The organism is Klebsiella sp. RIT-PI-d (assembly GCF_001187865.1).
Classification (GTDB): domain Bacteria; phylum Pseudomonadota; class Gammaproteobacteria; order Enterobacterales; family Enterobacteriaceae; genus Superficieibacter.
Genome location: NZ_LGIT01000009.1, coordinates 505,054 through 519,652, shown reverse-complemented (window position 1 = coordinate 519,652; position 14,599 = coordinate 505,054). Strand labels below are relative to the sequence as shown.

Annotated in this window: 12 protein-coding genes; 8 read left to right on the top strand and 4 right to left on the bottom strand. The window is 54.8% G+C overall.

All coding sequences use genetic code 11. The features are described 5' to 3' along the window. The first annotated feature begins 48 nt into the window (after positions 1–48). Entirely contained in the window at positions 49–2,292 is a 2,244-nt protein-coding gene (gene ybiO, locus AC791_RS09065; RefSeq protein WP_049840130.1) for a mechanosensitive channel protein, read from the top strand. Here the strand turns inward: ybiO and rlmF are convergent. Beyond that, positions 2,289–3,215: a 23S rRNA (adenine(1618)-N(6))-methyltransferase RlmF gene (gene rlmF / locus AC791_RS09060; protein ID WP_049840129.1), complete on the bottom strand. Its 927-nt coding sequence runs from the start codon at positions 3,213–3,215 to the stop codon at positions 2,289–2,291. The two genes, ybiO and rlmF, sit on opposite strands and share 4 nt — an antisense overlap. A 95-nt stretch (positions 3,216–3,310) precedes the next feature. Between rlmF and AC791_RS09055 the strand changes: the two genes are divergently transcribed. The 3 genes from AC791_RS09055 to ybiJ all read left to right on the top strand — a co-directional run bounded on the left by AC791_RS09055 (position 3,311) and on the right by ybiJ (position 4,886). After that, positions 3,311–3,931: a flavin reductase family protein gene (locus AC791_RS09055; RefSeq protein ID WP_049840128.1), complete on the top strand. Its 621-nt coding sequence runs from the start codon at positions 3,311–3,313 to the stop codon at positions 3,929–3,931. Between the two features lie 142 nt (positions 3,932–4,073). Then, positions 4,074–4,340 (top strand): DksA/TraR family C4-type zinc finger protein, encoded by a 267-nt coding sequence (locus AC791_RS09050; RefSeq protein WP_049840127.1) that lies wholly within the window; start codon positions 4,074–4,076, stop codon positions 4,338–4,340. A gap of 285 nt (positions 4,341–4,625) precedes the next feature. Next, on the top strand, positions 4,626–4,886 hold the full coding sequence (gene ybiJ / locus AC791_RS09045; RefSeq protein WP_049840126.1) for a DUF1471 family protein YbiJ: 261 nt from the start codon (positions 4,626–4,628) through the stop codon (positions 4,884–4,886). A 132-nt stretch (positions 4,887–5,018) separates the two neighbouring features. On the opposite strand, the gene ybiB is transcribed toward ybiJ, so the two are convergent. The 3 genes from ybiB to rhlE form a co-directional block, all read right to left on the bottom strand. Further along, positions 5,019–5,987, bottom strand: a complete 969-nt coding sequence (ybiB, locus tag AC791_RS09040) for a DNA-binding protein YbiB (protein ID WP_049840125.1) — start codon at positions 5,985–5,987, stop codon at positions 5,019–5,021. Positions 5,988–6,013: 26 nt separating this feature from the next. Next, the gene (dinG, locus tag AC791_RS09035; RefSeq protein ID WP_049840124.1) at positions 6,014–8,161 is read right to left on the bottom strand and encodes an ATP-dependent DNA helicase DinG; all 2,148 of its coding nucleotides are present in this window, start codon (positions 8,159–8,161) and stop codon (positions 6,014–6,016) included. A gap of 258 nt (positions 8,162–8,419) precedes the next feature. Beyond that, positions 8,420–9,757, bottom strand: coding sequence for an ATP-dependent RNA helicase RhlE (gene rhlE, locus AC791_RS09030; RefSeq protein ID WP_049840123.1), 1,338 nt, complete (start codon positions 9,755–9,757; stop codon positions 8,420–8,422). A gap of 277 nt (positions 9,758–10,034) precedes the next feature. On the opposite strand from rhlE, the gene cecR reads away from it, so the two are divergent. The 4 genes from cecR to AC791_RS09010 are packed head-to-tail and all read left to right on the top strand — an operon-like array spanning position 10,035 to position 14,558. After that, positions 10,035–10,703, top strand: coding sequence for a transcriptional regulator CecR (gene cecR / locus AC791_RS09025; protein ID WP_049840122.1), 669 nt, complete (start codon positions 10,035–10,037; stop codon positions 10,701–10,703). Positions 10,704–10,707: 4 nt separating this feature from the next. Then, positions 10,708–11,703, top strand: coding sequence for a secretion protein HlyD (gene hlyD, locus AC791_RS09020; RefSeq protein WP_049840121.1), 996 nt, complete (start codon positions 10,708–10,710; stop codon positions 11,701–11,703). Next, positions 11,696–13,435 (top strand): ATP-binding cassette domain-containing protein, encoded by a 1,740-nt coding sequence (locus AC791_RS09015; protein ID WP_049840120.1) that lies wholly within the window; start codon positions 11,696–11,698, stop codon positions 13,433–13,435. The genes hlyD and AC791_RS09015 overlap by 8 nt, the downstream gene beginning before the upstream one ends. Then, entirely contained in the window at positions 13,425–14,558 is a 1,134-nt protein-coding gene (locus AC791_RS09010; RefSeq protein WP_049840119.1) for an ABC transporter permease, read from the top strand. Before AC791_RS09015 ends, AC791_RS09010 begins: the two co-directional genes overlap by 11 nt. The last annotated feature ends 41 nt before the right edge of the window (positions 14,559–14,599 follow it).

The window sequence follows — 14,599 nt, the reverse complement described above, 5'->3', positions numbered from 1 at the left end:
TGGAGTTCTATACTTATCATTTTGTTATCGTTCTCATCGGAGGAGCTCATGCCGTGGATTGTGTTGCTACTGATTAGCCTGCTCAGCGCCCCGCTGCATGCAGCCGCTATCCCGGGCGTTACCGGCGCGGCGGCGCAGGAAAAGACCGAGCCTGCCGAGCCGGAGCTGGCGCAAAAGAAAGCCGCCTATGCTGCGCTTGCCGACGTACTGGCTAACGATACCTCCCGCGAGGAGCTTATAGAGCAGTTGCGCCAGGTAGCCGCCACGCCGCCGCCGGAGCCTGTGCCAACCATTACCCCTGCGGAGGTGACCGATGAGACCACCGTGCTGGAGAATGTCACCGCCGTAGGACGCTATTACGGCGAGCAGTTCGCCTCCCGCTTTGCCCAGCTGTACCGTAATCTTACCGGCTCGCCGCACAAATCCTTTAACCCCCAGACCTTTACCAACGCCTTAACCCACTTTCTGATGCTGGCTGCCATGGTCTTCGCTATTTATAGCCTGCTGAGGCTCGCCGCGCTGCCGCTTTATCGCAGGATGGGCCGCTGGGGACGTAAAAAAAATCGCGAGCACAGTAACTGGCTCCAGCTTCCCGGAATGATTGTTGGGGCTTTTGTCATCGACTTGCTGTTGCTTACGCTAACTCTGTTCGTCGGGCAGATGCTGATTGATAACTTCAACTCCGGTAGCCAGACGATTGCCTTTCAACAAAGCCTGTTTCTCAGCGCCTTCGCGCTAATTGAATTTTTCAAGGCCATCCTGCGGCTGATATTTTGTCCCCGTGTGCCGGAGCTGCGGCCATTTTCAATCGCTGATGGCTCCGCTCGCTACTGGAATCTGCGCCTGAGCGCGCTCAGTAGCTTAATTGGCTATGGACTGATTGTGGCAGTGCCGATTATCTCTAATCAGGTCAACGTCCAGTTTGGCGCGCTGGCAAACGTGGCGATCATGCTGTGCATTACGCTGTGGGCGCTTTACCTTATCTTCCATAATAAACAGGCAATCACCGAAAACGTGCTGCATCTGGCTGAACGCTCGCTCAGCTTTTTCAGCCTGTTCATTCGCGCCTTTGCGTTAATATGGCACTGGCTGGCCACCACCTATTTTGTGGTTCTGTTCTTTTTCTCGCTGTTCGATCCGGGTAACAGCCTCAAGTTTATGATGGGTGCGACGGTGCGTAGCCTGGCGATTATCGGGCTGGCTGCTTTCGCCTCCGGCATTCTTTCCCGCTGGATAGCCAAGCGCATCACGCTCTCAGCTCATACTCAGCGCAACTATCCGGAACTGCAAAAACGGCTTAACGGCTGGCTCTCTACGGCCCTGAAAGCAGCCCGCATTTTGGTGGTCTGCGTGGCAATTATGCTGCTGCTCAGCGCCTGGGGACTGTTTGATTTCTGGAACTGGTTGCACAATGGTGCCGGGGAGAGAACCGTCGATATTCTGATCCGCATCGCGCTGATCCTGTTTTTCTCGGCAGTTGGCTGGACGGTCCTCGCCAGTCTGATTGAAAATCGATTGTCATCAGATATTCACGGTCGACCGCTGCCGAGCGCTCGAACCCGAACGCTACTGACGCTGTTTCGCAACGCGCTGGCGGTGGTTATCAGCACCATTACGATAATGATCGTACTTTCGGAAATCGGCGTTAACATCGCGCCGCTGCTGGCCGGTGCCGGGGCGCTGGGTCTGGCTATTTCCTTCGGTTCACAAACGCTGGTAAAGGATATTATCACCGGCGTCTTTATCCAGTTTGAAAACGGGATGAATACCGGCGATCTGGTAACTATTGGCCCGCTCACCGGCACCGTTGAGCGGATGTCGATTCGCTCGGTAGGCGTGCGTCAGGATACCGGCGCGTACCATATTATTCCGTGGTCTTCGATAACCACCTTCGCCAACTTCGTTCGCGGCATCGGATCGGTTGTCGCCAACTACGATGTCGATCGTCATGAAGACGCTGATAAAGCCAATCAGGCACTGAAAGAGGCAGTAGACGAATTGATGTCTATGCCGGAGATCCGGGGACTGGTGATTGGCGAACCGTCATTTGCCGGGATTGTAGGCCTGACTAACACCGCCTTCACTTTGCGGGTATCATTTACTACTCAGCCGTTAAAACAGTGGACGGTTCGCTTCGCGCTGGACAGCCAGGTGAAAAAACACTTCGATCGGGCCGGCGTCCGCGCCCCGGTACAGACCTGGCAAATTTTGCCCTCTCCCGGTACCGTTGCACAACCGCCGGGGACGATGCCGCAAACTGGTATCGTCCCGCCCCCTGAACCAACGCTTTAGCGAGCGCGGGCAGCAAAACGTCGACGCTGGTCCGCGTCGAGGAAGGTCCAGGCAATAAAGCGACTCTGCTTTTGCCCCTGGGCCATCTCTTTTTTGACCACGTTGACTGCGCCTGCCGCTGTCAACGCCCTGTACAGGGCTGGCAAATTTTCACCGCGAGACACCAGCGAGCTAAACCACATCACCTGGCGGGCAAACAGCTTACTTTCTTCTATCATTTGCTGAATAAAGCGCACTTCACCGCCTTCACACCATAGCTCCTGCTGCTGACCGCCGAAATTGCGGGCATCGGCTTCCTTTTGCCCCAGGTTACGTCGTTTCCGCTCATTGCCTGCCAGCGCTGCCTGCGCGGAATCATGGAAAGGCGGGTTACACAGCGTGGCATCGAATTGCTCGTTCTTGTGAATGATACCGCGGAAAATGTCGCCACCATTTTTTTGCCTGCGCAGGCGAATGCTGCGACTCATGCCCGGGTTACCATTGACGATAGCCTGCGCGCTGGCCAGCGCCGCCGCATTGACTTCAGTCCCGGTAAAGCGCCAGCCATATTCATACGCGCCGATCAACGGATAGATACAGTTTGCACCGACGCCGATGTCCAGAATACTGGCCAGGCGAGGAATTTCACCGCCGGTTTCCGACAGCAGATCGGCCAGATGGTGAATATAATCGGCTCGTCCCGGCACCGGCGGGCAAAGAAAGCCCTGCGGGATATCCCACTGTTGAACACCATAGAAGTGCGCCAGCAGCGCCTTGTTAAGCGCTTTAACCGCCTGCGGCTCAGCAAAGTTAATGGTCTCCTCGCCTGCCGGATTAGTGATAATAAATTCGGCAAGTTCCGGGCACGCCAGACACAGGGCGGGAAGATCGTAGCGGTTTCGATGGCGGTTACGCGGGTGTAAACCCGGTTTCTGGGCATTCATGGCATTCTCCTGTCAATTGCCGCGTAAGATACCCGTTGACGCGGAGCGGGTAAATAAGTGAGTCTGGGTAAATCCGTTTTTTATTGAGGAACGCTATGTATTTCTATCAGCCATCGCAGGGGCATGGCCTGCCTCACGATCCGCTTAATGCCATTATCGGTCCGCGTCCTATTGGCTGGATAGCCTCCCGGGATGCGCAAGGTCGCGACAATCTGGCGCCTTACAGTTTTTTTAACTGCTTTAATTATCGCCCACCCATTATTGGTTTTGCCAGCAGCGGCTGGAAAGACAGCGTGAAAAACATCATTGAAACGAAAGCGTTCGTCTGGAACCTTGCCACGCTGCCGCTGGCCAGACAAATGAATGAAACGTCAGCCACGCTCCCTTCTGGCGACAATGAGTTTTTACACGCCAGTTTAACTCCCGCGCCCAGCCGCATTGTTGACGTCCCGCGCGTGGCGGAAAGCCCGGTAAACTTCGAGTGCCGCCTCTCTCAATGCATTCAGTTAACCACCGCCAACGGCGCGGAGATAGAAACCTGGCTGGTGCTGGGCGAAGTGGTCGCCGTGCATATTGATGAATCACTGCTGGAAGACGGTATTTATCAGACGGCCAAAGCTCAGCCCATACTGCGTGCCGGTGGGCCGTCAGCGTATTACAGTATTGATGAGGCCAATCGTTTTGATTTAGTCCGCCCGGATGCCCGTCAGAACTGATATCGTAGCAAGGTCATATTGCCGCGTATCAGGCGGCTTTGCTGTCTGCCGCGAATGCTCTGAAAACCCTGCGCTACCGCCGTTTCCGCCTAAAATTTGAGTCTGTTTTGCTATAATAAAAGGGTAACCTCAGGAGGTAAAAATGGCATCAGGTTGGGCAAATGACGGTGCTGTGCAGGATCAAATTGACAGCACCATTGAAGATGCAGTCGCGCGTGCACGTCGCGACCTGCCAACGGGCGAAAGCGTCGAATTTTGTGAAGAATGCGATACCCCGATCCCCGAGGCACGGCGTAAAGCGATCCCTGGCGTGCGGCTATGCGTAAACTGCCAGCAGAAGAAAGACGTTAAAAATGCGAAATTCTCAGGATATAATCGCAGAGGGTCCAAGGACAGCCAGTTACGCTAACTATTTCTTGCCGATCATGACAGAATTTTAACGTAACTTTACGAGCACGGATTTCGGGATCCAGAGTGGCAAATCGTGCCATTAAACGGCTGATAACCGTGCTCACTTATTTCCCCATGCCGATAGCTGAAATAATTTATTAATAATCAATAAATTATTCATTCATCAGTTTTTTTGAACAACGTCGTCAATACTCTTCGATTTTATCTCTCGAAAAAAACAGTGATACTTATCACATCGACGGAACATCGTCACTTTAACAGAATAACCTGCGAGAGATTAAACATGAAAACCATCAAATATGCTGTTGCTGCAATTGCCCTTTCTACCCTTTCTTTTGGCGCTTTCGCTGTTGAGGCCGTGAATCCGGCTCAGGCGCAGAACATGAATAAAATCGGCGTGGTTTCCGCTGACGGCGCGACCACCCTCGACGGTCTGGAAGCACGTCTGGCAGAAAAAGCAGCCGCTGCGGGCGCAAAAGGCTACAGCATCACCTCTACCAACGGTAATAACAAAATGAGCGGCACGGCAGTTATTTATAACTAATCGCGGCTTGTGATGACCTGACCCGCCGGCCACCCTCCGGCGGGGCGCTTTAACCCTCATTAACCCTTATTGAATCTGTGTTGTTACCCTTTTTGCCCGTCCGGTCTGGACGGGCTTTTTTTTGCTCTGAATTCAGTAACTCCGGGCAACGCGGGTCATACCGGCCCCCAGCGAATCGACCTCTTCGGCTGCCAGCAGGCAGCAGGCGATCTGGATTTTGATTGAATGCGGCACGGGCTCAGTACCGCTGACGCAGCGCTCGATCCAGCGCGCGGTGACATCAGGATCTTTACTCTCCGGCAGAGATAGTTGATCGGTTGCAAATAATGCCTGGCGTTCATACAGAATTTGCATGCCGCGGGCATCTATCAGACTGATCTGTGGACAGCGCTGCGGGCTGGCATAAACTTCGCCTTCCGTACCGTGCATCAGCACGCCGCGCCCACCGATAGTGCTCAGGAATTTTGCCACCTTCGGAACATATTCCGGGTGCGAGACGCTGGATAACCGCAGCGCGGCATCTTCGGCAAACGGCGTCGCAAGCTTGGCCAGCGTATGGGCGCTGTTACGCACCCCCATTCTCCAGCGCAGCGCCAGCTGTTTTTCCAGCGGCGGGCAAAACGCGCTCACCGGGACATACACCGGCTGGGCACCGTCAAGTTTTGCCTGCGCCTGCCCGGCATGATGGGTAGGCTGAATGCCAAGCAGGGCAAAAATGGTTTCGGTGAGCACGCGACTCGGATCTTCGCTAACGCCGTGGACCAGTACCGGAAAGCCAAACTTATGCAGCAGGATGGCCAGCAGCGGGGTCAGATTAGCCTGCTTACGCGCCCCGTTATAGCTGGGAATAACGACCGGCATCGGCTTTGCCACCGGCGGCGTCAGGCGCATAGTGTGCTGCTGCATGGCCTGATAAAATCCCAGCATCTCTGCCTCGCCTTCTCCCTTAATACGCAGGGCAATCAGGATAGCCCCCATCTCCAGGTCATCTACTTCGCCGTTCAGCATTCGGCTGTACAGCTCCCGCGCGGTATCGAGATCCACATCGCGAGCGTGATTTTTTCCGCGTCCCACTTCTTTGATAATTTTGCGGTAATCCATTAAACATCCTCCGGCGGCTCACATCATTAACGTCGTTTACGACGCGCTGGTTTTGCTTTGGTTTTACTCACTATAACGTCAGGCACCGCAGGTTGGGAAATGGGAAACACCGGCAGCGCATCCAGCAGCCGTTTGCCGTAATTTTTGGTCAACAGGCGTTTGTCATAAATGACGATTTCACCCCAGCAGCTATGGCTACGGATCAAACGCCCCACCTGCTGAATAAGATTGAAAGAGGCACTGGGCAAACTTTGCACTTCGAAGGGATAACGTTTCAGGCTTTTCAGCCATTCGCCTTCGGTAACGACCACCGGGCTATCAACAGGCGGGAAGGCAATTTTGTGAATATGAACCTGACTTAACAGCTCGCCTTTGAGATCCAGCCCCTCGGCAAAAGATTGCAGCCCAACCAGCACGCTTCGTTCTCCTGCCTCTATGCGCTTGCGGTGATGTTCTACCAGCCGATAACGCGGCTGGTCGCCCTGCACCAGCAGCAGGAGTCTCAGGTCTGTGACATGCTCAAGAAAACGCTGCATAGCCCGGCCGCTGGCAAACAGCACCAGCATCCCACGATGCTTTTTGCTCTCCAGCTCCTGGCGGAAAAACGTCGCCATTTCAGCTACGTGCTGTTCTTCGTTTTCGATAAGCGGCTCAAACTGCATTTGCGGGATAATGATTTTGCCCTGCTCAATGTGGTTAAAGGGCGAATCCAGAGCCACGAAGCGATCGCCGGCTTTTTCCTTCAGGCCGCTCATTTCCTGTAAGCGCGAGAAACTGTTTAGCGAGCGCAACGTGGCTGAGGTCACGATGATATGTGGCACGCTACGCCAGAGCAGTTTTTCAAGCTGATCGCTGACCCGGATGCCAACGCAGTGGAAGAACATGTGCGTCTGGCCATCACGGATATCACGCGTTGCCCACTTTGAAACCGGTGCGCCAGAAGCCTGCGCCATTGACGCCAGTCGCCAGAGCTTGCTTTGCGCTTCAAACATCCCCAGTGCCCGGTTCATTTGCAGGATTGCCCGATGCAAACGCACCACGTCATGCGTGCCGGTTTTCTCACCCAGATCGTTCAGAAACGCCTCCGCCAGACTGCGCAGCAGTTCCGTTAGTTTTGCCAGCCGCTGGCAAATCGTCATCACCTCTTCCGGCAGCTCGCCCATAACAAAACGATGCTCGGCCTGCTGGGTTGCCGGGAGATAAAGCGTCAGGATGGCGTTAAGAGAAGCGATCAGCTCATAAAGTTCTTCGCAGTGGGCATTCAGACGCTCAGGCGTGGCCAGCGGCGGCAGCGTTTTCGGGCGAAACTGCTCAAGGCAGGTTGCCACCAGTTTAGTGAAAAGATCGAGCTGAAGCCGGTACCACGGCGCGGTAATTTCAGCGCTCATTTCCAGCGCGTCGCGCGCCACCTCCGGCAGGTGATGGCCCTCATCCAGTACCAGCAGCAAATTTTTAGCTTCTGGCAATACCGCATCGGTTTCCATTGCCGCCATTACCAGCGCGTGGTTTGCCACTACCACTTCCGCTTCCTGAATTTCCCGGCGGGCGACAAAGAAGGGGCATTCACGGTAGTAATGACAGTTGCGGTTCAGGCAGCTGGCTTTATCGGTACTGAGCCGCCGCCACAGATCGTCGCTAATGGCGCGGTCGGTATGATCGCGCAGCCCGTCCCACTTATAACTGTCGAGATCGCCCTTAAGCTTCGCGCAGTGCTGCTGTTCTTCTTTGTTATTGGGCGTCAGATCGTCGTCAAGAAATGCCAGCAGATCCTGCTGAGTCTCTTCGCTGCTGGCGAGCGCGGTCAGGTTACGCGTACACACGTAGCGACCACGGCCAAACGCCGCGGTAAAGCGCAGTTCAGGGATTATTTTTTTCAGCAGCGGGAGATCTTTGGTGTAGATCTGATCTTGTAAGGCGACATTGGCCGTGCTGATCACCAGCGTTTTTTGGTCTTCGCGCGCGATAGCTATGCCGGGGATTAAATAGGACAGCGTTTTTCCGACGCCGGTAGGCGCTTCAATCGCCAGATGACGCCCTTCTTCTCCGGCAAGGGTTTTCGCCACGTCAGCTATCATCTGTCGCTGCGGCAGACGGGAAATGAAATCCGGAATTTGCTGTTGTAGCGCCTTATACCAGGCGGCGATTTGCGCTTTTAACGCGGGAGTAAGGGTCATTGAACAACCTGAAATACTGTATAAACAGCCACTATTGTGACATTTTTCGCCGTGAGGGGGTATGGGTTTTTGGGATTATGGAAGGCAGCTCGCAAATTACGCAGTGTGCCCATTGCCGGGCACGAATACTGTTGCCTGAGAAATGACATCTCTGCGAATGTTGCCGGGTGGCGCTGCGCTTACCCGGCGTACAGACTTCTGCGATATCAGCAGGCTGCGCATGTTACGCAGGACCGGGCAAGCCCAGCAGCGCGCGCATTATGCTGCTGACGGTTTACGCGGACGCGGACGACGCGGCTTCTCTCCGGCCGGTTTACCCTCGCTGCTGCGTGGACTTCTGGCTTTCGGCGCGCCACCGTCAGTGCGACGAGGCTGCTGCTGACCACGACCGCCCTGACCACGACCACCGCCGCCGCCACGCTGCTGGCGACCGTTCTGGATCGGCTCAGCTTTAATTGACGGGTCAGGCTGATAACCGTCCAGCGCAATACGCGGGATCTCTTTTTTCAACAGGCGTTCAATATCGTGCAGCAACTTATGCTCATCGACGCACACCAGAGACAGCGCTTCACCGGTAGCGGCTGCGCGTCCGGTACGACCGATGCGGTGAACATAATCTTCCGGTACGTTCGGCAACTCATAGTTTACCACGTGCGGCAGCTCTTCGATGTCCAGACCGCGTGCCGCGATGTCGGTTGCCACCAGCACGCGAATGTCGCCGGATTTAAAATCGGCCAGGGCGCGGGTACGTGCGCCCTGACTTTTATTGCCGTGGATCGCCGCGCTGCGGATGCCGTCTTTGTTCAGCTGCTCTGCCAGATGGTTGGCGCCGTGCTTGGTACGGGTGAAAACCAGTACCTGCTGCCAGTTACCTTCGCCGATCATCTGTGACAGCAGTTCCCGCTTGCGTTTCTTATCAACGAAATGCACGTGCTGTGAAATTTGCTCGGAGGCAGTATTGCGGCGTGCCACTTCGATTTCCAGCGGATTGCGCAGCAGCTTTTCAGCCAGCGTTTTGATGTCGTCTGAGAAGGTCGCAGAGAACAGCAGGTTCTGACGCTTAGCCGGAAGTTTTGCCAGCACGCGGCGGATATCGTGAATAAAGCCCATATCCAGCATACGGTCGGCTTCATCCAGCACCAGCACTTCGATGTTGTCTAACTTCACTGCATTTTGATGTTCAAGATCCAGCAGACGACCGGGCGTGGCGACCAGGATATCGACGCCGCTGCGCAGTTTCATCATCTGCGGATTAATGCTTACGCCACCGAATACCACCAGTGAACGGATATTGAGATATTTGCTGTACTCACGAACATTTTCACCAATCTGAGCTGCCAGTTCACGGGTTGGCGTCAGGATCAGCGCGCGCACCGGGCGCTGACCTTTTACCGGCGCACGCTGAGAGAGATGCTGAAGCAGCGGCAGCGTAAATCCGGCGGTCTTACCGGTGCCGGTCTGGGCGCTGGCCATAATATCGCGGCCTTCCAGCACAGCGGGGATCGCTTGTTGCTGGATAGGGGTTGGCTCACGGTATCCCTGTTCCGCGACGGCGCGCAGGATTTCAGGACTCAGGCCAAGGGTATCAAAAGACATAACAACTCCACACCGCCCCGACCGTTACCGGTGTAGTTTTCAGGGAGATAGTAATAAGCAGATGACAAAAACCACAATGTCATGAAGGGGCGGAGTGTAGCAGTTTTTGTGACGCGGCGCATAAATATCCCACTGAAGCGGATAACAAAAAGCCGACGGTACACGCGGCAGAATGGGTTCCGAGCGCCGCACAGCAAAACCAGGCGCGAATAGTGGACAATGCTTAAATCTTCGCCATAATATTAATCAATCGATTGATTAATATTATGGGTGAATAATGAACATCACGCCCGCCACCAGTAAAGGCGAACAGGCTAAAAGCCAGCTCATTCATTCGGCGCTGGCCCAGTTTGGTGAGTACGGCATGAATGCCACCACCCGGGACATTGCCGCGCAGGCCGGACACAATATTGCGGCAATCGCCTACTATTTCGGATCGAAAGAGGATCTCTATCTCGCCTGTGCGCAGTGGATTGCCGATTTTATCGGCGAGCAGTTTCAGGCTCAGACCGATGCGGCAGAAAAACTGCTGGCGCAACCTGAACCGGATAAAACCGCGATTCGTGCTCTGATCCTCAATGCCTGCGAACATATGATTGCCCTACTGACCCGCGATGAAACGATGAGCCTGAGCAAGTTTATCTCCCGCGAGCAGCTCTCCCCCACGCCTGCCTATCGGTTGATTCACGACCGGGTCATTGCTCCGATGCATTCGCATTTAACGCAGCTTGTCGCCGCCTGGACCGGTCTTGATGCCACCGATACGCGGACCATTTTGCATACTCATGCGCTGCTGGGAGAAGTGCTGGCCTTCCGTCTGGGCAGGGAAACCATCCTGCTGCGCACCGGCTGGTCGCAGTTTGACGACGAAAAAACGGCGCTGATTTTCCAGACCGTCACCTGCCACATCGATCTTATTCTGCACGGATTATCGAAAGGAGCCTGAAGTCATGAAAAGAGCTGTCGTTATGGCGCTAATTATCGCAATTATACTGGTCGCATCAGGCGGCGGCTGGATGTGGTATCACAGCCGACAGAATCAGCCATTAACCCTTTACGGCAACGTCGATATTCGTACAGTGAATATGAGTTTTCGCGTGGGCGGCAGGCTGGCGAGTCTGACTGTCGATGAGGGTGACACCATTAAAGCCGGTCAGGTGCTGGGCGAACTGGATCGTGCCCCCTATCAAAACGCGCTGTTACAGGCCAAAGCCAATGTATCAACAGCGCAGGCTAAATATGAACTGGCGATGGCCGGTTATCGGGCAGAAGAGATTGCTCAGGCCACGGCGGCCGTAACGCAGGCGCAGGCCGCTTATGACTATGCGCAGAATTTTTATCAACGCCAGCAGGGATTGTGGAAAAGCCGTACCATTTCAGCTAACGATCTGGAAAATGCGCGTTCCGCGCGCGACCAGGCGCAGGCCAGTTTAAAGTCGGCCCAGGATAAACTCAGTCAGTTCCGCGCCGGTAATCGACCCCAGGAGATAGCCCAGGCCAAAGCCAGCGTTGAACAGGCCGAAGCGCAGCTGGCGCAGGCCGGGCTGGATTTGCAGGATACGACGCTTATCGCCCCGTCGGGCGGCATATTGCTGACCCGCGCCGTGGAGCCCGGCAGTATGTTGAACGCGGGCAGTACAGTGCTTACCCTCTCTTTGACCCGCCCGGTATGGGTGCGGGCGTACGTTGATGAGCGCAATCTGCACCTCGCACAACCGGGACGCGAAATCCTGCTCTACACCGACGGGCGCGCAGATAAGCCCTACCACGGTAAAATCGGCTTTGTTTCCCCCAGCGCAGAATTTACGCCAAAGACGGTTGAAACACCGGATCTGCGTACTGACCTGGTTTATCGAATGCGTATTATTGTCACCGACGCCGATGATGCGTTGCGCCAGGGAATGCCCGTTACGCTGAAATTTGACCAGGAACGTGCCGATGAGTGATACCACCATCACACTCAACGGGCTGGAGAAGCGCTTTGCCGGTATGAATAAGCCCGCCGTCGCCGCGCTGACGTGTACCATCGGCGCAGGCTATGTTACCGGGCTGGTCGGCCCGGACGGTGCCGGTAAAACAACCTTAATGCGTATGCTGGCCGGCCTGCTCAAACCCGATAGCGGTAGCGCCAGCGTACTGGGTTTCGATCCCATCACCGATGACAGCGCACTGCACGCGGTGCTCGGCTATATGCCGCAAAAATTCGGCTTATATGAAGATTTAACGGTGATGGAGAACCTGACGCTGTACGCCGATCTGCGCAGCGTTACGGGTGAGATCCGCAAGCAAACATTTGAACGTCTGCTGCAGTTTACCGCGCTCGGCCCCTTTACCACCCGGCTGGCCGGTAAGTTGTCCGGCGGTATGAAACAGAAACTGGGGTTGGCCTGTACGCTGGTCGGCGAACCAAAAGTGCTGCTGCTGGACGAGCCGGGTGTGGGCGTTGACCCTATCTCGCGCCGGGAGCTGTGGCAGATGGTGCATGAACTGGCAGGCGACGGGATGCTTATCCTCTGGAGCACATCGTATCTGGATGAAGCTGAGCAGTGTCGTGACGTACTGCTAATGAACGAGGGCCAGCTGCTTTATCAGGGAGAGCCCACGGCGCTCACGCATACCATGAACGGGCGCAGTTTTTTGCTGCACAGCCCGCAGGAGAATAACCGGCAATTACTCCAGCGCACGCTGAAACTGTCGCAGGTCAGCGATGGGATGATTCAGGGAAGTTCGGTACGGTTGATCCTGAAAAAAGAGGCGGTTGCCGATGATATCCGTAGTGCCGAAGGTATGCCAGAAGTGGAGATTGTCGAAACGGCGCCGCGTTTTGAAGATGCGTTTATCGATTTACTTGGCGGAGCTGCCACCTCTGAATCGCCGCTGGGGGCTATCCTGCACACGGTAGAAGGTACACCGGGCGAAACGGTCATTGAGGCCCAACGGCTGACCAAAAAATTTGGCGATTTTGCCGCCACCGATCGTGTGGATTTTACCGTTCAGCGCGGCGAAATATTTGGCCTCCTCGGGCCTAACGGTGCGGGAAAATCCACTACCTTTAAAATGATGTGCGGCCTGCTGGTGCCGACCTCGGGTAAAGCGCTGGTGCTTGATATGGATCTTAAAGTGAGTTCCGGCAAGGCGCGTCAGCATCTGGGCTACATGGCGCAAAAATTTTCACTGTACGGCAATCTGACCGTTGAGCAGAACCTGCGCTTTTTCTCTGGCGTATACGGTCTGCGGGGACGTGCGCAAAATGAGAAAATTGCGCGTATGAGTGAGGCTTTTGGTCTGAAAAAAATTGCCAGCCATGCCACCGATGCGCTACCGCTGGGCTTTAAACAGCGGCTCGCTCTTGCCTGCTCTCTCATGCATGAACCTGATATTTTGTTTCTTGATGAGCCGACCTCCGGCGTCGACCCCCTTACGCGTCGTGAATTCTGGCTGCATATCAATAGCATGGTGGAAAAAGGAGTGACGGTGATGGTGACGACCCACTTTATGGATGAAGCCGAATATTGTGACCGCATCGGGCTGGTGTATCGCGGTAAGCTTATTGCCCAGGGTACGCCGGATGATTTAAAAGCGCAGGCTGCCCGAGAGGGGCCGGTCGATCCCACTATGGAGCAGGCGTTTATCACGCTTATCAATAACTGGGATAAGGAGCACGCCAATGTCTCATAGCCTCTTTTCATGGCGACGCGTGCGCGCGCTTTGCATCAAAGAAACACGACAGATTGTCCGCGATCCCAGCAGCTGGCTTATTGCCGTACTGATCCCTTTACTCCTGCTGTTTATTTTTGGCTACGGCATCAACCTTGACTCCAGCAAACTGCGCGTCGGCATTTTACTTGAGCAGCGTAGCGAAGAGGCGCTGGACTTTACTCACGCCATGACCGGTTCGCCCTACATTGACGCCACCATTAGTGATAATCGCCAACAGCTTATTGAGATGATGCAGGCCGGGCGCATACGTGGGATGGTCGTGATTCCGACGGATTTTGCCCGTAAGATGGCACGCGATGGCGACACCGCGCCTGTCCAGGTCATCGCAGACGGGAGCGAGCCAAACACCGCTAATTTTGTCCAGGGCTATGTTGAAGGGATCTGGCAAGTCTGGCAAATGCAGCGGGCGGAAGATCGAGGCCAGACCTTTGAGCCGCTGATCGACGTACAGACACGCTACTGGTTTAATCCGGCGGCCATTAGCCAGCATTTTATTATCCCCGGTGCGGTAACCATCATTATGACCGTCATTGGCGCAATCCTCACCTCCCTGGTGGTCGCCCGTGAATGGGAGCGCGGTACAATGGAAGCGCTGCTGTCCACCGAGGTTACACGTACCGAACTGCTGCTGTGCAAGATTATTCCCTATTATTTTCTCGGTATGCTGGCAATGCTGCTCTGTATGCTGGTCTCCGTTTTTATTCTCGGCGTGCCCTATCGCGGCTCGCTGCTGATGCTGTTTTTTACTACCAGCCTTTTTCTTCTCAGCACTCTGGGTATGGGGTTATTGATTTCTACCATTACGCGCAACCAGTTTAATGCCGCCCAGGTGGCGCTGAATGCCGCATTTTTACCGTCAATTATGCTGTCAGGATTTATATTCCAGATCGACAGTATGCCTGCGGCAATCAGGGTGGTGACATATATCATTCCGGCACGTTACTTCGTCAACACCTTACAGAGCCTGTTTTTAGCAGGAAATATTCCGACGGTACTGGTTATAAACGTGCTGTTTTTAATCGCTTCAGCGGTCGTCTTTATTGGGCTTACGTGGATGAAAACCCGGCGGCGACTTGACTGAGTAATATACTTTTAAAATGAATGACCATTTATTGTTGTTCA